The 18,467-nt window shown below is 68.5% G+C and carries 17 protein-coding genes; 9 read left to right on the top strand and 8 right to left on the bottom strand.

The features are described from left to right. Positions 1-40 precede the first annotated feature (40 nt). Complete coding sequence (locus ACSQ3Y_RS23965) at positions 41-1,513, bottom strand: N-acyl-D-amino-acid deacylase family protein (protein ID WP_436179121.1); 1,473 nt, start codon at positions 1,511-1,513, stop codon at positions 41-43. A gap of 4 nt (positions 1,514-1,517) precedes the next feature. Continuing rightward, the gene (locus ACSQ3Y_RS23960) at positions 1,518-2,543 is read right to left on the bottom strand and encodes a Bug family tripartite tricarboxylate transporter substrate binding protein (protein WP_436179120.1); all 1,026 of its coding nucleotides are present in this window, start codon (positions 2,541-2,543) and stop codon (positions 1,518-1,520) included. Positions 2,544-2,724: 181 nt separating this feature from the next. Here ACSQ3Y_RS23960 and ACSQ3Y_RS23955 point away from each other — a divergent pair, with 181 nt between their 5' ends. Beyond that, positions 2,725-3,609: a LysR substrate-binding domain-containing protein gene (locus tag ACSQ3Y_RS23955; protein ID WP_436179119.1), complete on the top strand. Its 885-nt coding sequence runs from the start codon at positions 2,725-2,727 to the stop codon at positions 3,607-3,609. 56 nt (positions 3,610-3,665) lie between these two features. Here ACSQ3Y_RS23955 and ACSQ3Y_RS23950 read toward each other — a convergent pair whose 3' ends face one another. After that, entirely contained in the window at positions 3,666-4,667 is a 1,002-nt protein-coding gene (locus ACSQ3Y_RS23950; protein ID WP_436179118.1) for an MBL fold metallo-hydrolase, read from the bottom strand. Positions 4,668-4,715: 48 nt separating this feature from the next. Beyond that, positions 4,716-5,399: a glutathione S-transferase family protein gene (locus tag ACSQ3Y_RS23945; RefSeq protein WP_436179117.1), complete on the bottom strand. Its 684-nt coding sequence runs from the start codon at positions 5,397-5,399 to the stop codon at positions 4,716-4,718. A gap of 98 nt (positions 5,400-5,497) precedes the next feature. Between ACSQ3Y_RS23945 and ACSQ3Y_RS23940 the strand changes: the two genes are divergently transcribed. Further along, complete coding sequence (locus ACSQ3Y_RS23940) at positions 5,498-6,442, top strand: LysR family transcriptional regulator (RefSeq protein WP_436179116.1); 945 nt, start codon at positions 5,498-5,500, stop codon at positions 6,440-6,442. On the opposite strand, the gene iaaH is transcribed toward ACSQ3Y_RS23940, so the two are convergent. Beyond that, complete coding sequence (iaaH, locus tag ACSQ3Y_RS23935; RefSeq protein ID WP_436179115.1) at positions 6,439-7,995, bottom strand: indoleacetamide hydrolase; 1,557 nt, start codon at positions 7,993-7,995, stop codon at positions 6,439-6,441. The genes ACSQ3Y_RS23940 and iaaH overlap by 4 nt on opposite strands. A gap of 214 nt (positions 7,996-8,209) precedes the next feature. Here iaaH and ACSQ3Y_RS23930 point away from each other — a divergent pair, with 214 nt between their 5' ends. Continuing rightward, complete coding sequence (locus tag ACSQ3Y_RS23930) at positions 8,210-9,070, top strand: hypothetical protein (protein WP_436179114.1); 861 nt, start codon at positions 8,210-8,212, stop codon at positions 9,068-9,070. A gap of 5 nt (positions 9,071-9,075) precedes the next feature. Continuing rightward, positions 9,076-9,480 carry a hypothetical protein gene (locus tag ACSQ3Y_RS23925; protein WP_428001728.1) on the top strand — a complete coding sequence of 135 codons (405 nt, stop codon included), beginning with the start codon at positions 9,076-9,078 and terminating at the stop codon, positions 9,478-9,480. A 16-nt stretch (positions 9,481-9,496) separates the two neighbouring features. Here ACSQ3Y_RS23925 and ACSQ3Y_RS23920 read toward each other — a convergent pair whose 3' ends face one another. Then, positions 9,497-11,836: a cytochrome P450/oxidoreductase gene (locus tag ACSQ3Y_RS23920; protein WP_436179113.1), complete on the bottom strand. Its 2,340-nt coding sequence runs from the start codon at positions 11,834-11,836 to the stop codon at positions 9,497-9,499. A 55-nt stretch (positions 11,837-11,891) separates the two neighbouring features. Beyond that, positions 11,892-12,704, bottom strand: coding sequence for an IclR family transcriptional regulator (locus ACSQ3Y_RS23915; protein WP_057263879.1), 813 nt, complete (start codon positions 12,702-12,704; stop codon positions 11,892-11,894). Between the two features lie 95 nt (positions 12,705-12,799). Here ACSQ3Y_RS23915 and ACSQ3Y_RS23910 point away from each other — a divergent pair, with 95 nt between their 5' ends. From ACSQ3Y_RS23910 to ACSQ3Y_RS23900, 3 genes are all read left to right on the top strand, one after another. Next, entirely contained in the window at positions 12,800-13,780 is a 981-nt protein-coding gene (locus ACSQ3Y_RS23910; RefSeq protein ID WP_436179112.1) for a Bug family tripartite tricarboxylate transporter substrate binding protein, read from the top strand. Between the two features lie 121 nt (positions 13,781-13,901). After that, positions 13,902-14,873: an MBL fold metallo-hydrolase gene (locus tag ACSQ3Y_RS23905; RefSeq protein WP_436179111.1), complete on the top strand. Its 972-nt coding sequence runs from the start codon at positions 13,902-13,904 to the stop codon at positions 14,871-14,873. Further along, entirely contained in the window at positions 14,845-15,450 is a 606-nt protein-coding gene (locus ACSQ3Y_RS23900) for a histidine phosphatase family protein (RefSeq protein ID WP_436179110.1), read from the top strand. The genes ACSQ3Y_RS23905 and ACSQ3Y_RS23900 overlap by 29 nt, the downstream gene beginning before the upstream one ends. On the opposite strand, the gene fnr is transcribed toward ACSQ3Y_RS23900, so the two are convergent. Then, positions 15,447-16,166 (bottom strand): fumarate/nitrate reduction transcriptional regulator Fnr, encoded by a 720-nt coding sequence (gene fnr, locus ACSQ3Y_RS23895; RefSeq protein WP_436179109.1) that lies wholly within the window; start codon positions 16,164-16,166, stop codon positions 15,447-15,449. The genes ACSQ3Y_RS23900 and fnr overlap by 4 nt on opposite strands. A gap of 172 nt (positions 16,167-16,338) precedes the next feature. Between fnr and hemN the strand changes: the two genes are divergently transcribed. Next, complete coding sequence (gene hemN / locus ACSQ3Y_RS23890) at positions 16,339-17,721, top strand: oxygen-independent coproporphyrinogen III oxidase (protein ID WP_436179108.1); 1,383 nt, start codon at positions 16,339-16,341, stop codon at positions 17,719-17,721. 2 nt (positions 17,722-17,723) lie between these two features. Then, a complete protein-coding gene (locus ACSQ3Y_RS23885; RefSeq protein ID WP_436179107.1) occupies positions 17,724-18,455 on the top strand; it encodes a sulfite exporter TauE/SafE family protein in 732 nt (243 codons plus the stop codon). Positions 18,456-18,467 lie beyond the last annotated feature (12 nt).

Genomic DNA, 18,467 nt, shown 5'->3' with positions numbered 1-18,467 from the left:
CTGGACCGCGAGTGCGGAGCGAAGGCTTCGCTCGCATTCTTCAACCCATCTGGCCCTGTGGTGCAGGCAAAGCGGACTGACCTTGCTGCCGCCGCAGCACCTGCCCCGCATGCGCATGCACCGTGCGCCCCTGCTCGCAGGCCAGGTGGCCGTTGACGAAGACTGCGTCGATACCAATGCTCGGGGTGGTGGGATGCTCGAAGCTCGCGCGGTCGGCCACGTGGGCCTCGTCGAAGACCACGATGTCGGCTGCATACCCAGGCGCGATCATTCCCCGGTCCGCCAGGCCGAAGCGGCGTGCGCTCAGGCCGGTCATCTTGTAGACGGCGGTCTCCAGCGGGAACAGGCGCTGCTCGCGCGCATAGTGCCCCAGCACGCGCGGGAAGGTGCCCCACAGGCGCGGGTGGGGCACGGCGTCGTGGGCCAGTCCGTCCGATCCGACCATGGTGAGCGGGTGCGCCAGGATGCGGCGCACATCGTCCTCGTGCATGGCGAAGTACACCGCGCCAGCGGGTGCCAACTGCTCCACCAGGGCCTCGGGCGTGCAGCCGCGCTCGCGCGCCAGAGCGAACAGCGAGCGACCGGCGGCGCTGGGGTCGCCGCGCGACCAGGTGACCAATACTTCGCTGGACTGCCCTACGCGCGCGGCCAGCAGCATGGTGGATGAAGCGTTGTAGGGGTAGCAGTCCATGCACACCGGCTGGTGCGCGGCGGCCGCGTCCACGGCGGCCAGGGTCTGCACCGACCTGCCGTGGTTGCGCTGGCCGATGAGCTTGTGGTGCGAGAGCACGGCCTCCACGCCCAGGGCGCGGCCGATGTGCAGGGCCTCGCGCAGCGCGTCGTCGATAGCGTCGGCCTCATCGCGCAGGTGCATGGTGAGGATGCCGCGCGCTGCGGTGAGAGGGGCTCCCACGGCTATCACTTCTTCGGCGGTGGCCGCGCGCGCTGGCGGGTAGTACAGCCCGGTGGACAGGCCACTGGCCCCCGCATCCAGCGCGTCTGCCAGGTCGGCCGCCATGCGGGCCGCCTCTGACGGCGTAGCGGGGCGCTCCAGATCGGCCACGTGGCGCACGCGCAGGGTGGAGTGGCCCACCAGGCACACGGCATTGAGCGCGGGGCGGGCGGCCTGCAGCGCATCGAGGTAGTCCCCAAAGCGCGCGTAGCGCCAGTCGTCGGCGCCCAGCAGGTCCAGCGGGGCCGGGGGCGTGGTGGCGCTCAGCAGTGGCGCCAGGCTGATGCCGCAGTTGCCGGTGACCACCGTGGTCACGCCCTGGGTGAGCTTGGGGTGGGGGCCGTGCGGCGTGCCCAGCAGCAACCGGTCGTCGTGCGTGTGCACGTCGATGAAGCCGGGGCAGACGATGCGGCCTGTGGCGTCATGGTGGGCCCGGGCCGGCTGGCTGCGCAGGTCGCCCACGGCGGTGATGCGGCCCTGGGCCACACCCACGTCAGCGCGCAAGCGGGGTGCACCGCTGCCGTCGACGACCGTGCCCCCAGCGATGATCAGGTCCAGCATGCGGTCAACCCACCTGCGCGCCGGAGCGCTTGACCATCTCGGCCCACATGGGCGATTCCTTCTTCGCGCGCTCCATCAGCCGCTCGGCCGGGCCGGGCGTCACTTCGAAGCCGATGGCGGCGTATTTCTCCTGCACGGTGGGCAGGCGCAGCAAGTCGTTGATGGCCTTGTTCAGCTGTGCCACCAGCGGCTTGGGCAGGCCCGGCGGCGCGACGATGCCGCCCCAGGCCACGGTCTCGTAGCCCTCGACACCGGCCTCGGCCACGGTGGGCGTCTGCGGCAGCAGCGGGCTGCGCGCGGCGCCCGTGACGGCCAGCACGCGCACCCGGCCCGACTGGATGTGCGGGGTGATCGAGCTCAGGTTGTCGAACATCACGTCGACCACGCCGCCCATCAGGTCCTGGATGGCCTGGGGGCTGCCCCGGTAGGGGATGTGCGTCATGGACACACCCGCCATGGACTTGAACAGCTCTCCGCTCAGGTGGCCGGTGGTGCCGCTGCCGGCCGATGCCATGCTCAGGTCGCCCGGCTTCACGCGGGCCAGCGCGATCAGCTCCTTCACGCTGTTGGCCGGCAGATCCTTGCGCACCACCAGCGCGTTCTGCACGAAGCCCAGCAGGGCGATGGGCACCAGGGCATCGGGGTCGTAGGGCAGCCTGGCATACAGCGCGCGGTTGATGGCCAGCGTGCCCACGTTGCCGTAGCCCAGGGTGTAGCCATCGGGTGCGGCGCGGAACACGTCCGCCATGCCGATGCCTCCGCTGGCGCCGGGCTTGTTGTCCACCACGAAGGGCTGGCCGATGGACCTGGCCAGCTCGTTGGTGAGTATGCGCACGATGGCGTCGGGCGAGCCTCCAGCGGCCGAGGGCAGCACCAGGCGGATGGGGCGGTCCGGGTAGCCGGCGGCGGCCTGCGCCCACTGCGGAAGCAGTGCGGCGGCGGACGCGGCGGTGGCCGATTGCAGCCACCGGCGGCGGGTGGCTGCAGCGGGCGACACAGTGGGAGAGGGCCGCGAAGCGGGGGAGGTCATGGGCGCATTCCTTTCGTTGTTGAAGGGCTGATCACGGTGGGAATGCTAGAAACCGCCCCCGTTTTGCACAAACCATGTTTTCTGCGGCTACCATGCAAAATGCTCATGCATCTTTGTGGTGAATGGGGTTTTTCATAGCTGCTCGATGCACCTATCATGTGCATAGCTCATGGAGTAAAGCATGTACCGTGCCCCTTCGACCATGTCGCTGCTGTGCCTGGAAGCCAGCGCGCGGCTGGGCTCGTTCACCGCTGCCGCGCAGGAACTGCACCTCACCCAGGGCGCGGTAAGCCGGCAGATCCAGGCGCTGGAAGAGCGGCTCGACGTGCGCCTGTTCACTCGCCGGCGCGACGCGCTGGTGCCCACCGACGCAGGCCGCTATTACCTCGACGAAGTCGCCCCATTGCTGCAGCGCCTGGAGCGTGCCACGGTGAACGTGATGGCCTTCAAGGGGCGGGGCGGCGGGCTGGCCTTGTCGGTGGGCGCATCGCTGGGCGCGTACTGGCTGATTCCGCACCTGCCTGCCTTCACCCGCGCGCATGGCGAAATCACCCTGAACCTGAGCACGCGCGTGGGGCCGGTGGACTTCAAGACCGGGGCCGCCGACGCCTCGCTGGAGTTCGGCGACGGCCAGCGCCCTGGCCTGCACAGCGACTTCGTGGCTGCGCTGGACCTGTCGCCCTACGCCGCGCCCGCATGGGTAGAGCGCCATGGCGCGCGGGTGGATGCAAGCACACCGCGCGCCGCGCTGCTCAACCACCACACCCTGCCCGATGGGTGGGAGCAGTGGTTCGAATTCGAGCAGATCGGCACCAGCCCGGGGCGCGATGGTCCGCGCTTCGAGATCATGTCCATGGCGCTCAACGCCGCCGTGGCGGGGCTGGGCGTGGTGCTGCTGCCAGCCTACATGGCGCAGGACATGGTGCAGGCCGGCCGGCTGCAGCGCTTGTCCCCCCGCGTGTGGCGCTACGCCAAGGGCTACTACCTGGTCTACCCCGAGGAGTCAGGGCGCCTGCCGGCGCTTCAGACCTTTCGCGCGTGGCTGCTGGGGTTGGCGCGCGAATAGCGCCGGCCCACGGGCCTGCTCGCGGTCTCAACAGGGGCCACGAACAGGCGCTTCGCTCAATCGGCGGCGCGGTACCGGTAGTCCACCGGCACAAACGCGTACTTCCCCTTGCCCTCGTCGCGCAGGTAGCCTACCCCCGGGTACGGAATATGCGCTGCAGCCACCATGCGCCGCTCTTTCGCCAGGCGCGCGAACTGCTGCTTGCGCTGCGCCCTGGCATCGTGGGGCACCACGTCGTAGACGATGGTCACGTCCGGCCGGGGCATCTGCACCGCTTGCACATGCAGGATGTCGCCGATGAATTCCAGCGCCTCGCCGCCCTTGCCCTGCAGCACGAAGAAGGCGTGGCCGGGCGTGTGGCCCGGGGTGGGGCGTGAGCGGATGCCGGGCACCAATTCCACCGCGCCGGTGAAGGGGCGCACTTGGCCCGACTTCACGTAGGGCGCCAGGGCCGTGGTGGCCTGCTCGAAATAGGCCTTGTCGTAGCCGCGCACGCCCTGCTGGTTGGCGAGTGCGAGGAAGAAGTCCAGGTCTGGCTTGCCCACGTGGATCGTTGCGTTGGGAAAGACGCGCTGGCCCTGCGTATCGACCAGGCCACCGCTGTGGTCGGTGTGGATATGGGTGAGCAGCACGTCCTGGATCTGCGCAGGCTCCACGCCCGCGGCCTTGAGGCTGGCAACCAGTTGGCCGCCCGCGCCCGGGCCGAAGAAGGCGCCGGCGCCGGCATCGACCAGCGCCAGGCGGTCACCGGCATAGACCAGGTAGGCGTTGATCGATGCCTCCACCGGGTTGGCGAGGAAGCCGCGCTGCAGCAACTGGTCGGTCTGTGCGGGCGTGGTGTTGGTGAGCAGGGTGTGCAGGTCCTGCGGCACCGTACCGTCGGACAGGGCGACGACCTGTACGCCGCCCACGCTGAAGCGGTAGAAGCCGGCCTGTTGGGTGGCGGTGGGAGCGCTGGCCGGGGCGGCAGGCGCAGCGGCCTGGGCGATGGCCAGAGCGGGGCCGAGCAGCGATGCGGCGACGGCCAGGGAGATCAGGGAGCGGCGTGTTGTGGTCATGTCTTGGAATGGATGAAGTGTGTAGAGGTCTGGTGAATGGCGGTGGCCTCAGGCCACCCGGCCGTGCTGGAACAGCTGGGCCTTGGCATCGGCATCGAGCTCGGCCTTGAAGGCGTGCCTGGTGGCCAGGGCCATGGCCGCAATGGCGGCGGGCCGGGCATTGAGTTCGTCGAAATGGCGCTTGATGTTCGGAAACTTCGCCCACGCCGCGTCGCCTATCAGGTAGGCCAGGCCGCCGCACCAGCCCCAGAGCGACATGTCGATGATGCTGTAGGCGTCATCACCCAGCACATAGCGGCGCGTGGCCAGCCGTGCGTCGAACAGCGCCCAGTGGCGTTCGGCCTCGAACAGGTAGCGGTGCAGCGCATACTCCTTGGGCTCGGGTGCGTAGTGCGTGAAATGCACGGCCTGGCCGGTGAAGGGGCCCAGGCCCGTGGCGGCGAGCATCAGCCACGACAGCATTTCGGCGCGGCCTGCCGCACCGGGAGTGCCGAGAAAGCGCCCGCTCTTCTCGGCCAGGTGCAGCAGGATGGCGGCGCTGTCGAACACCACCGCATCGCCATCGACCAGTGCGGGCACCTTGCCGTTGGGGTTGATGGCGCGGTAGGCGGCGCTGTGCTGCTCGCCTTTGGAGGTATCGATGGGCACCATCTGGTAGGGCAGGCCCAGTTCCTCCAGCAGCAGCGCGACCTTGCGCGGGTTGGGGGTGGGGTGGTAATAAAATTGGATCATCTGAAAACTCACAGTCGGTGCAGTGGAAAGGTGCGCAACGATAGGGCGCACAGGCACCGCAGCGTGAGTCGGAAATGCCGATAGGAGGTATAGGCACCATGGATATCCGGCGTTCCGATCTGCCCTTGTTGATCTCGCTCGATGCGCTGCTCGACGAGCTCAACGTCACACGCGCGGCGCGGCGCCTGAACATCAGCCAGCCCAGCCTGTCGGGCCAGTTGGCCAAGCTGCGCGACCTGTTTGAAGACCCGCTGCTGGTGCCCGCCGAGAACGGCCGTGGCATGGTGCCCACGCACCGCGCGCTGGAGTTGAAACCCCGGCTGAGCGAGGCGCTCAACCAGCTGCGCGGCGCGGTGGAGCTGGGCGACAGCTTCGACCCGGCCACCGCACGCCGCGCCTTCGTGATCGCTGCCAACGACAGCGTGTTCAGCATCCTCGGCCTGGCGGCGCTGGGCCGCATCGTGGGCATCGGCAACCCGGACCTGCGCGTGAGCTTCGTGCCTGCGGCCGACTCCGGGCTGGTGGAACGCATGGAGCGCGGCGAGGTGGACCTGTACCTGGGCGATGTGGGCAAGGTGCCGGGCCCGCTCAAGTCGCGCTTTCTGATGGGCGATCGCTTCGAGATGGCGCAGCGCATCGGCCACCCGCGCGGCAAGGTGGCCGCCACGCTCGACGAATACTGCGGCCTCTCGCATGTGCTGGTCTCGCAGGTGGGCCACCCGCACAGCCAGATCGACGACCTGCTCGCGGCCCTGTCACGCAGCCGGCGCGTGGTGGTTACCGTGCCCAGCTACAACCAGGTGGCCCTGGTGCTCACGCACACCGACTGCGTGGCCACCCTGCCCAGCCACCTGCTGCGCCGCTACGCGCAGATCCTGGAGATACTGCCCGCGCCGTTCGAAATACCGCCCTTCAACCTGGCCATGGCCTGGCACACCCGCGCGCAGGCCGATGCGGGGCACCGCTGGCTGCGCGAACTGTTCGTCACGGCGGTAGCGGAGCAGGCGGGTGAAGAAGCAGTCAACCCGCCTGCGCAGGATTAGAGCCTGGGCGCGGGCAGTCTGCCCAGCACTTTCTCGATTTCCAGGCCAATGGCCAGCAGCCTGCGGTCGCTGCCCACGGGCCCGTCAATCTCCAGCCCCACGGGCAGTCCGGCGCTGGTCAGGCCGGCAGGCACCGAGAGGCCTGGGATGCCGGCATTGCTGCCGGGGTCGGTGTTGCGGATGAAGGTGGCGAATGTGTCCGCATCCGCGCCGCCGTTGACCTTGACGGTGGACGAGCCCTTGGCCCGATCCATGGGCACGGCCGGCAGTGGCGTGGTCGGGAACAGCAGGGCATCGAATTGGCCCTGCGCAAAGGTGGTGGCATACAGCGCCTGCAGCTGTGGCCGGTGCACGGCCATGGCCTCGGGGTAGGCGGCGCCGAAGGCGTCGGCGGTGATGGCACCGAAGGCGCCCTGCACGTCGGGGCTGGCCACCTTGGCCGCGACCTCGGCCACCGTCTTCACGGGGGCGTTGTTGGCCGCAAGGTAGGCGGGCAGGTCGGCCACGGGCTCGTGCAGCGCGATCTGGAACGACATCTTTTCGTTGAGCGGCAGCAGTTGCGCCATGTCCACCTCCACCAGCGTGGCGCCGGCCGCGCGCAGTTGGGCCAGGGCGGCGTTCACCACCGTGGCCAGCGAGGCATCGAGCCCCGCCCACAGCGGGCGCGGCAGGCCCAGGCGCACGCGGGACAGCGGCATGGCGGGCAGGCTGGCATCGCCGGTAATCACCGCATCGAGCAGCGCCACGTCGGCCACGGTGCGGCCCATGGGGCCCACGGTGTCGCGCGTGTGGCTGATGGGCACCACAGCCAATGGGTCGTGGTAGCGCCGCTCGGCGCCGCCATTGCCCACCGAAGGGCGCAGGCCCACGATGCCGCACAGGGCGGCAGGTACGCGGGTGGAGCCGCCCGTGTCCGTGCCCAAACCGGCCGCCACCATGCGCGCGGCAATGGCTGCGGCCGTGCCGCCCGACGAGCCCCCGGGGATGCGCGTGGGGTCGTAGGGGTTGCCCACGGCGCCGGCGAACGGCGAGAAATTGGTGCTGGTGATGCCGAAGGCCAGCTCGTGCAAGTTGGCCTTGCCCAGCACGATGGCGCCCGCGTCAATGAGCTTTTGCAGCGAGGGCGCCGTGCGCGGTGGCTTGAATCCCTTCAGCGCGGGCGTGCCGCCCGTGGTGGGCAGGTCGGCGGTGTTGATGTTGTCCTTGGCCACGATCACCAGGCCCGCCAGCGGGCCGAGCGGCGCACCGGATGCCCGTGCCGCGTCGATGCGCCGCGCGGCGGCCAGGGCGCCGGCTTCGTCGAGTGTGATGAGGGCATTGAGGGATCGCAGCGCCTTGGCCCGCGCCACCAGGGCGGCCACATAGTCCAGGGCCTTCAGCCTGCCGCCCTTGATCTGTGCGATGGCCTGCGCGGACGTCAGCTGGGTGAGGTCCGACGGCGTGGAGGCCGTGCTCGCGCAGGCGGCCAGCCAGGCGGGGGCGGTGAGGGTGCCGGCCAGGGCGCCAGTGCGTTGCAGAAACCGGCGGCGGGGCTGGGGCGAGGGGTGGCTCATGAAGGTGCTCCTGAAGGTCGAAACTCGAAGCCTTCAGGTTATCGGCGCCTGGCCGGGCGCGGTATCCCCAGGATTGAGGAGGGGGGTGTGGTGCGGCGGCATCTCCTTGACAACCTGTCCAGTGCGGCGCGTGGTGCGCTCCCTACAATCCCATCGCAAGCAACGCAAGGCCAGCCGCCGCTGCGCCAGAACCATCCAGGGAGCGAGAGAAGACATGGATACCAAGGCCATTGATGGCTACACCCGACAGTACCTGTGGGACCGGTTGGAGCAGGCCGACTATTTCGACTGGTGCCGCAAGGAGGAGTACCGGCAATTGAGGGCCCTGTACTTCGATGGGGTCGTTGAGGAGTTTCCCAAGACCTTCGTCACCTGCCGCGAACTGGTCTGGAGCCCTCTGAGAGGCGAAGCGCACTGGCAGTCGGTTCTGCAGGCGCGCCGCCGGTACCAGCACATCGACACCGAAGAGACCTTCATCTCGGAAGTCTTTGGCGAGGAATACGCGGTGGAGCAACTCGAGGGTCTGCTGGTCAACCACGACCAGCAGCACTACGGCATGGCGATCGACGACCAGGTCGCGTTGATCGAGTTTCTGGGAGTCGAGCGCCTGCCTTCGCGATCAGTCTGTACCGCACTGGGCGCATGGAGCGCTGAAATGTGGCTGTGGCTGGCGGCAGAGGGCCGGGGCGAGTACGGAATTGCGGGCCTGAGCGACACCCGGGGGACCCGGCTGCGCGACCTGTTCTACCGCCTTCTTTCCGAGGCCCCGGTGGCTGTGAAGGGCGCGCGCCTGGTACCGACCGAAGAGCGGATCGGCTGGAGCGACTTCCATGCGCAAGACCTGCATGAAAGTTTCAAGCTGCTGTTCAAGCACCTCTACAACTACCGCGTGCCCAAGAAGCTCGCCTGCGACCCCGGGCCCCGGTTGCAGTTCGTGGAATCCATGCGCAATGACCTCGAGTCGGACCGCGCACCGCCGATCCTGCGCGAGCTGTGGGACCTGTGGCAATCGCGCAAAGCCGAGGCCAAGGCCAAGGCCGCCGCCAAGAAGGCAAACAAGGCCCAGGCCTGCTGACCAGCATGTCCACCGAATACATCGTCGCCCTCGAAGCCGGCTGGGGCACTGCAGACCGCGCGCTGGCACAGCTGGCATTCGCGCTGGTGCAGTCGCGGGCCGCGCCCTACAAGATCGAAACGGCGTTCGAAGCCTTCGGCAAGGAGGCAGAGCAGGGGCTGTCCGACATCCTGGACGAACACTCCCACCTGTTCCGGTCGCTGCAAACCTTCACGCACAGTGAGCAGGGCGTTGCATTGCGCTGGAGCGGCTATGGCAGCGGCGAGCCGTTTCTGGAGCAGGTCCTCCTCCTGCTGCGCACCCTCGGCTTCGATGGCGCTCGGGGGCAGGCGGTGGGTGACGAGGGGGCCTGGCACTGCCGCGTCGTGGGCGATGAACTGCACTGCGAGTACATCGAAGAGCAGCCCTGAAGGCGCTTCAGCGCCACTACAGGAACAGAACCACCCGATCCCCCGCGGCCCGCGAGCAGCAGGCCATCATGCGCTGGTTGGCCTGGCGCTCGGTCTTGGTCAGCACCTTGTCGCGGTGGTCGATGTCGCCGCTGGCCACCTGCACCTCGCAGGCGCCGCACAGGCCCTCGCCGCAATCGCAGGGCACATCGACGCCCGCTGCCTGCAGCGCCTGCAGCAGGGTCTGGTGGCGGGGCACCTCGATGGTGAGGCCCGAGTCCTTTAGCTCGGCGACGAAGGCGTGCTCCTTGCTCGGGTCGAGCGCTGCGTTGTCGGTGCTGAAGTGCTCGAAGCGCAGCACGCTCTCGGGCCAGTGCTCGCCCAGGGTTTCGAGTTCGGCGATCAACCGGTCCGGCCCGCAGGCATAGACGCGGGTGGCGCCGTCCACATGCCGCAGCATCGCGGGCAGGTCCATGCGCTGGCCCTCGGTCTTGATGTGCAGGGTGGCGTGGCCGGCATGGTCCTTCAGTACCCGGCCCAGCAGCGCCATGTTCTGGCGCGAGCGGCCCGCGTAGTGCAGCGCGTAGGGCAGGCCCAGGGCCTTGAGTCGGTCGGCCATGGCGAGGATGGGCGTGATGCCGATGCCTGCGGCCAGCAGGATGTGGTGAGTGCCCGCTTCGTCAACGCGAAACAGGTTCTTCGGCCCGGCCAGCTGCAGTTCGTCACCGGGCTGCAAGGTGTCGCAGAAGTGCCGCGATCCACCTCGGCCGCCTTCTTCACGCTGCACGACGATCTCGTAGCAGCCGGGGTGGGCGCCAGATCCGCACAGCGAGTACTTGCGGCGGTGGCCCCCGGCGATGAGGTCGATGTGCGAGCCCGCACTCCAGGCCGGCAGGGGCGTGCTGCCGGCCGCGGCGATCACGAAGCGGTAGAGGCCTTCGCCCTCGGCGATCTTGTCCTTGAGCACCACCGCGCGGGCAATGCCGTCCTTGGGCGGCGGGCCGATCTGGAACCTGGCGAGGACGGCAGGCGCCTTGTCGGCCTGGCGCTCGGGGTTCTGCAGCGGATCCCACTGCACCCACAGCGCCGACGGGCCGCGGAACGAGGTGTTCGAGAGGAACTCGAACTGCTGCCCTTCGACGAGCGCGATGTGCGGCAGGCGGCGCACGAACTCTTCGAGGAAGATGCGCATCTGCATGCGCCCGATGTTCTTGCCCATGCACTGGTGCGCGCCGTAGCCGAAGGTCAGGTGCTCGACGGCGTTTTCGCGGTGCAGGTCCACGCGGTCGGGGTCTTCGAAGTGGCTGGCGTCCGCATTGGCCGATGCCTGGAACAGCAGCAGCTTGCCGCCCTGCGGGATCTTCACGCCGCCGACCTCGGTGTCGCGTGTGGCCATGCGCCGCCAGGCGATGATGGAGCCCGCCACGCGCAGGCATTCCTCCACCGCATTGGGTATCAGAGCGGGCTGTGCGCAGATTTCCTCCCACGCATGGCGGTGCGACAGCAGTGTCATGAAGGCGTTGGCCGTGGCGTTCGACGTGGTCTCGTGCGCGGCGGCCAGGATGGCCATCATCATCGAGCGCAGGTACGACTTGGTCACGATGTCCGGGTGCGCGTGGTGCTGGCGGATCGAGTCGTACATCCAGCCTTGGCCATCGGGCTGGGCCATCATGGTGTCCAGGATGCCCTGAGCGGTCTGCCAGAAGCGGCCCACGTTGTGGGCGATCTCCAATTGCTCCTGCGCCGTGGGCCGGCCCCAGGTGTTCAGGGTGTGCGCCACCGCGAAGTTGCGCAACTGCTCTGCCCCTTCATCCGGCACCCCGAGGAAGTGCAGCGCGATGGTCAGCGGAATCTCGTAGAACATGTCGGCCACCAGGTTCGCACGCCCCTTGTCCACGAAGCGGTCCATGTATTGGCGCGCCAGGTCGCGGATGGGCTGCTCGTAGTCCATCAGGCGCTCGGGCATGAAGGCGTCCATCAGCAGGCGCCGGCGCGCCATGTGGTCCGGCTCGTCCTCGTTGACCATGGTGCGGTTCATCGCGAAGCCATAGCTCTTGAGGATGGCCAGCACCTCCTCGGTGGCGGGCGTGATCTTTTCGAGCGCGACCGAGGGCGAGAACAGGATGTTGTCGCGGAACACCGCCTTCACGTCCTCGTAGCGCGTCACCACCCAGTAGCCCAACTCGGGGCTGTAGAAGACAGGCTCCTCCTCGCGCGCCCAGCGCACCACCTCGGCCGGGTTTTGCTGGTAGCTGGCGGCGAACGGGTCGAACGCCGCCGCACGCGCGCTCACGGGGCAGCCCGTGGGGCTTTTCTGGGCGGCGGCCATCGCGGCATGGTCGACCGGGCAGCGGGAGGCGTTGGCGGGGGCAGTCATCGTAAATCTCCTTTTGCGTAAATGTATTACGCAATGTAGCGACAATGATTCGGGTTTACCCTGGGTTGCCTTGGTAGCCCATGGCGCGGCTGATGAGCCGCGCTTCCTGCAGCAGTGCGGGGCAGATGGCGCCATCGGGCCGCAGGTCGAAGCCACCCGTGGCCCCCAGGGTGGTTAGGCAGGCGCACACATTGCCGGTGGCGTCGAAGACCGGCGCCGCGAGCGCACTGATGCCCTTGAGCAGCGAGTCGTGGGCGACGGCCCAGCCCCGCGCTCGCACTTGCTGTCGCAACTGCTCGACGGGCCGGGTGCCGTCGAGCTGCGCGCGCCTGTCCGCAGAGGCCTCGGCCAGCTCCTGCTCGGCCATGTCGATCACCAGCCGGTCGCTGGAGAAACCCAGAAACACCCGGCCCGTGGCCGACCACAGCGTGGAGAGCACCGAGCCCGCGCGGATGTTCACCGTGACGGGCAGGGTGGGTTCTTCCATGCGCAGCACGGTGGCCCCCTTGTTGCCCATGACCGCCAGGAAGGCGGTGACCTCCAGCGCCTGGCGCAGCCGCTGCAGGGACGCCTCGCCCAGGCGGATGGGGTCGCACTGGCGCAGGGCCGCCAGGCCAATGGCAATCGACTCCTGCGCCAGGTAGTAGTGCTGGTTGACGGGCGACTGCTCGACAAAGCCCTGCTGGCACAGGCTGGCCAGGTAGCGATGCACCTTGGCAGGGCTCTCGTCCACCTCGGCGGCCGTGGCGGTCAGGCTGGCCGCACCGCCCAGGCGGGTCAGCGCCTTGAGCACGCTGAGCCCCATTTCGGCCGATTGGACGCGTTGCCGGCGGTCGGCCACCCGGGCCGTGGAAGGGGATGTGGTCATGGTGTTTTGGTCGAAAACCTAGGGTAAACGCTGCCCCAGGCTATTACGCATAGCGGAGTAACATCACGCAGATATTAATCCCCTGAGGTGCAGACATGTTGAAGAATCGTCGCTTGTTGGCTGGAATGCTCGCTCTGCCGGCCCTGCTGGCCTGGGCCGCCCCGGCCAGCGCGCAAACCTACCCGGCCAAGGCCATCCGCTGGCTGGTGCCGTACCCGGCGGGCGGCGGCTCCGATTTTCTTGCGCGCACCGTGGGCCAGCAGCTGTCGACCCAGGTCGGCCAGCCGGTGCTGATCGACAACAAGCCCGGTGGCAACACGGCCATCGCCGCCGTGGAAACGGGCCGCGCCGCGCCCGACGGCTACACCATCCTGTCGGCCGACAACGGCACCATGGTGTTCAACCCGGCGCTGTACAGCAAGCTGACCTACAACCCCAGCAAGGACCTGCTGCCCGTGACGCTGATGGGCAAGTTCCCGATGATCCTGGTGGTCAACCCGGGCGCCGACTTCAAGGACGCCAAGGACTTCGTCGCCAAGGCCAAGGCCAAGCCCGGCGCCATGAGCTTCGGCTCGGCCGGCGCAGGCAGCCCGCACCACCTGGCGATGGAGCTGCTCAAGGTCGATGCCGGCCTGTTCATGACCCACATCCCCTACCGCGGCGCTGCGCCGGCGCTCACGGACCTGGCCGGCGGGCAGATCCCGGCCATGATGGTTGACCTGGCCGCCGGTGGCGCCTTCATCAAGGCCGGCAAGGTGCGCCCGCTGGCGGTGGCCAGCGCCAAGCGGCTGCCGCAGCTGCCCGATGTGCCGACCTTCGCCGAACTGGGCTTCAAGAACGTCGAGGCGTCTGCCCAGGTGGGCATCGTCGCGCCCGCAGGCACGCCGGCGGACGTGGTGGCTGCCCTGCAAAAGCAGGTGGCTGCCGCCATCAACCAGCCTGCGGTCAAGCAAAAGCTGGTGGACTTCGGCATCGAGCCCGTGGCCAGCACGCCGGCCCAGTATGCAGACCTGATCCGCACCGAGACGGACCGGTGGCACAAGCTGATCAAGGCGCAGCGCATTACCCTGGACTGACGCCCCTGGCAAGATCCCAAGACCCCATGGCGCCTACTGATTTGCGCCGGGTCTGGTGCCATCGTGCCACTCCCCGTTACAGTTGAAAACTCATCAGTTCAACTCAATACCGGAGAGTTTCATGCTGTCACGCCGCCATTTCCTGGGTGCTGGGCTTGCCGCCCCTGCTTTTTACGCTGCGGGCTCGTTCGTGCCTGTGTGGGCGCAGAATGCGCCCAACTTCGGTACGCCCACCCTGCCCAACCCCGGCTTTCGGCGCATGAAGGTGGGCGATGTGGAGGTGGTGGCGCTGGCCGATGGCGTCACGCGCCGCCCGCTGGGCGAGGAGTTCGTGAAAAACGCGCCGCTGGCCGAAGTGCGTGCGCTGCTCACCTCGCAGGGCCTGCCCACGGACTACATCGACGTGCCCTACACCCCCTTCCTGGTGGTGGCAGGCGGGCGCAAAATCCTGATCGACACGGGCCTGGGCGAGTTTGGCGGCCCCACCACCGGCAAGCTGCTCGACAGCCTGGCCGCTGCAGGCCTGAAGGCCGATGACATCGACACCGTGCTCATCAGCCACTACCACGGCGACCACATCAACGGTATTCGCAATAAGGCGGGCGCGCCGACCTTCCCAAAGGCCAAGGTGCTGGTGCCGGCCGCCGAGCATGCCTTCTGGATGGACGATGCCCGCATGGCGGCTGCGCCCGCGGGCATGAAGGGCGCCTTCGAGAATGTGCGCCGCACCTTTGCCACCATGCCGGCCGACACGCTGGTGCAGTTCGGGGCGGGTACCGAAGTGGCACCGGGCATCCAGTCCGTGGCGGCCTACGGGCACACGCCGGGCCACACCCTGTTTGAGCTCAAGTCCGCCGGCCAGAACTTCTTTTACGTGGCTGACCTGACCAACGTGCCGGCCCTGTTCGCACGCAACCCCGACTGGGCCGTGACCTTCGACATGGATGCCGAGGCCGCACGCAAGGTGCGGCGCGAGGTGTTCCAGCGCATCACCGCCAGCAATGCCATGCTGGGGGGCTTTCACTTCCCGTTCCCGGCTTTCGGGCGCATGGCGGCATCGGGCAATGGCTATGCGTTCCAGCCCGCAGCCTGAAGTGGCCGTTGGCCGGCGCACCGTGCTGGGCGCCGGGCTGGCGTTGACCACGCTGCATGCCTGGGCCGCCCAGGACCCCGAGGCCGAGGCCCTGCTGCGCAAGGGCGGGGTGGTGGCTGCGTTCCGCCACGCGCTGGCGCCCGGCACCTTCGATCCACCGGGGTTTCGCCTGGGCGACTGCGGCACGCAGCGCAACCTCAGCGAAGAAGGGCGCGAGCAGGCACGGCGCACCGGCGTGTGGTTCAAGGAGCGCCAGCTGCAGCCGGCCAAGGTGCTTTCGAGCCCCTGGTGCCGCTGCATCGACAGTGCCACGCTGGCCTTTGCCGCCCCCCAGGTGTGGCCCGCGCTGGGTTCGCCGCGCGGCGCGCCGGAGACCACCGGTGCCAGCCACCTGCGCGAGCTGCGCCAGGCGCTGGTGGCCGCGTCGGCACGGGGCGCAAGCTTCGAGGCCTGGTTCACCCATATGTTCGTGCTGTCCGATCTGGCCAGCACCAACACCAGTTCGGGCGAGGCGCTGATCCTGCGCGCGGACCGCAGCGGCAAGACCGAGGTGCTAGCCCGCCTGCAAGTCTCTTAGCTACAGGTCTGCGAGTTGACGATGCGCTTGAGCGCATCGGTGTCCAGGATGCGCACATGGCGCTGCTTGACCTCGACGATGCCGTCCTCGGCGAACTTGGAGAAGGTGCGGCTCACGGTTTCGAGCTTGAGGCCCAGGTAGCTGCCGATTTCCTCGCGCGTCATGCGCAGCACCAGCTCGGACTGCGAGAACCCGCGCGCGTGCAGGCGCTGCACCAGATTGAGCAGAAAGGCGGCCAGGCGCTCTTCGGCGCGCATGCTGCCCAGCAGCAGCATCACGCCGTGCTCGCGCACGATCTCGCGGCTCATGATCTTGTGCACATGGTGCTGCAGGGCCGTGACCTCGCGCGAGAGCTCCTCGATGCGGTCGAACGGCATCACGCAGACCTCGGCATCTTCGAGCGCCACGGCGTCGCAGGTATGGTGGTCGTTGACGATGCCGTCCAGGCCGATGATCTCGCCCGCCATCTGAAAGCCCGTCACCTGGTCGCGCCCGTCCTCGGTGGCCACGCAGGTCTTGAAGAAGCCGGTGCGGATGGCGTAGAGCGAGGTGAACACCTCGCCGTTGTGGAACAGCGTGCCCCCCCGCTTGACCTTGCGCCGCACGGCCACGATCTCGTCGATGCGCGTGAGCTGCTCGTCGTTCAGGCCCACGGGCATGCACAGCTCACGCAGGTTGCAGTTGGAGCAGGCGACTTTGATGGTGAGCGGGTTCATGGGCACAGCAGCTGATTGGGGGTGCGAACGGATCGCATCCGGGGGGAGGAGCGTGGTGGTGGCTGACATGCATCAAATTGTGGGCCCTGCGACTCCGTGATCACTTGATCTGCGTCAAGGTCGGTGGGCAAAGGCTGCGGCACAGTCAGTACCCAACAAGGAACCGCTCCCCATGACCGCTGTGACGCCCGAACTTCTGAGCCGCTTCGACGTGCCTGGTCCCCGCTACACCTCTTACCCCACGGCTGACCGTTTCGTCGAGGCTTTCGGAGAAGACGAGTATGTGCTGGCCCTGGCCCAGCGCAAGGCGGGCACGCCGGGCAAGGCGTTGCCGCTGTCGCTGTATGTTCACATTCCGTTCTGCGAGTCGCTGTGCTACTACTGCGCCTGCAACAAGATCATCACCAAGCACCACGACCGGGGCGATGTGTACCTGCGCTACCTGGCGCGCGAGGTGGAGCTGCACACGGCCCACTGCGGTACGGGCCAGGTGGTGAGCCAGCTGCACCTGGGCGGGGGCACGCCCACCTTTCTGTCGGACGACAAGCTGCGCGAGCTGATGGCGGTGCTCAGGCGCAGCTTCACGTTTGCGCCGGGCGGCGAATACTCCATCGAGGTGGACCCGCGCACCGTGACCCCCGAGCGCCTGGCGGTGCTGGCCGAGTTGGGGTTCAACCGCCTGAGCTTTGGCGTGCAGGATTTTGATGCCGATGTGCAAAAGGCCGTGCACCGCGTGCAGCCGGCCGCGCAGGTGTTTGCGCTGGTGGAGGCGGCGCGCAGCCTTGGGTTTGACTCGGTCAACGTGGACCTGATCTATGGCCTGCCGCGGCAGACTCCAGAATCCTTCGACCGCACGCTGGAGCAGGTCAAGCAGCTGCGGCCCGACCGCATTGCGCTGTATGCCTATGCCCACCTGCCCGAGCGCTTCAAGCCTCAGCGGCGCATCGTGCCGGCCGAGCTGCCGGCGGCGCCTTCCAAGGTGGCCATGCTCTCGCGCTCGCTGCAGCAGTTCATGGACGCGGGCTATGTGTACGTGGGCATGGACCACTTCGCCCTGCCCACCGACGCGCTGGCCGTGGCCAAGCGCCAGGGGCGGCTGCACCGCAACTTCCAGGGCTACAGCACCCAGCCCGACTGCGACCTGATCGCCCTCGGAGTCTCGGCCATCGGCCGGGTGGGCGCCACCTACAGCCAGAACGCCAAGACCCTGGATGAGTACTACGACCTGCTGGACCAGGGCCGCCTGCCCGTGGTGCGCGGCCTGGCCCTGAACCGCGACGACCTGGTGCGCCGCGCCGTGATCATGGCGCTGATGTGCCAGGGCGAGTTGCTGTTCGAATCCATCGAGGCGGGCTGGCTCATCGACTTCCGGCGCACCTTTGCGTCCGAACTGGAGCAGCTCGCGGGCCTGCAGGCGCAGGGCCTGGTGAGCGTGACGGAGGAGGGGATCACCGTCTCGGCCATGGGCTGGTTCTTCGTGCGCGGCATCGCCATGGTGTTCGACCGCTACCTGCAGGCCGACCGCAACCGCGCCAGATTCTCCCGGATCATCTGACCATGCTGGCCACCCTGGGCTGGACCGCGCTGCTGATGGGCCTGGCCGGTGGCCCGCACTGCCTGGCCATGTGCGCGGCGCCGTGCGGGGCGCTGGTGGGGCAGGGTGGGGAACAACCCGTTCGCTGGGCCGGGCAGGGGGGCGCGGGGCTGGCCGAACCCGCACCATCGCTTGCGCTGGGCCGGCTGCTGGCCTTCCATGGCGGGCGGGTCGCCGGCTACGCTGGCCTGGGCGCGGCTGCTGCCCTGGCCATGGATAGCCTGGCCTGGCTGACCCAGCGCACCGCTGCGCTGCAGCCGGCCTGGACCTTTTTGCACCTGGCCATGATGGCCTGGGGCCTCTTGCTCCTGGTGCAGGCGCGCCAGCCGGCCTGGGTGGAAGGCCTGGGCCGCTCGGTGTGGCGGCGCGTGCAGCCCCTCACGGCGGGGGCGGGCGGTGTGGGTGCGGCCGGGCTGCTCTGGGCGCTGATGCCCTGCGGCCTGCTGTACTCGGCCCTGCTGGTGGCGGCGCTCAGCGGTGGGCCGGTGCAGGGGGGCGCCACCATGGCGCTGTTCGCCCTGGGCAGTGGCCTGTGGCTGGTGGGCGGGCCGTGGCTGTGGTCGCGCCTGCGCAGCCGCATCAACCAGGCCCGGGCCGACTGGGGCACGCGCGTGGCCGGGGGGCTGCTGTGCGCGGCGGCCGGCTGGGCGCTGTGGATGGACCTGGTCTACAAGCCTTCGCTGTGGTGCCGGTGAGACAGCCGGTCA

Origin of the sequence: Acidovorax sp. LjRoot66 (genome assembly GCF_964253305.1) — a bacterium.
Lineage (GTDB): Bacteria > Pseudomonadota > Gammaproteobacteria > Burkholderiales > Burkholderiaceae_C > Acidovorax.
This window is presented reverse-complemented; position numbering and strand designations above follow the sequence as displayed.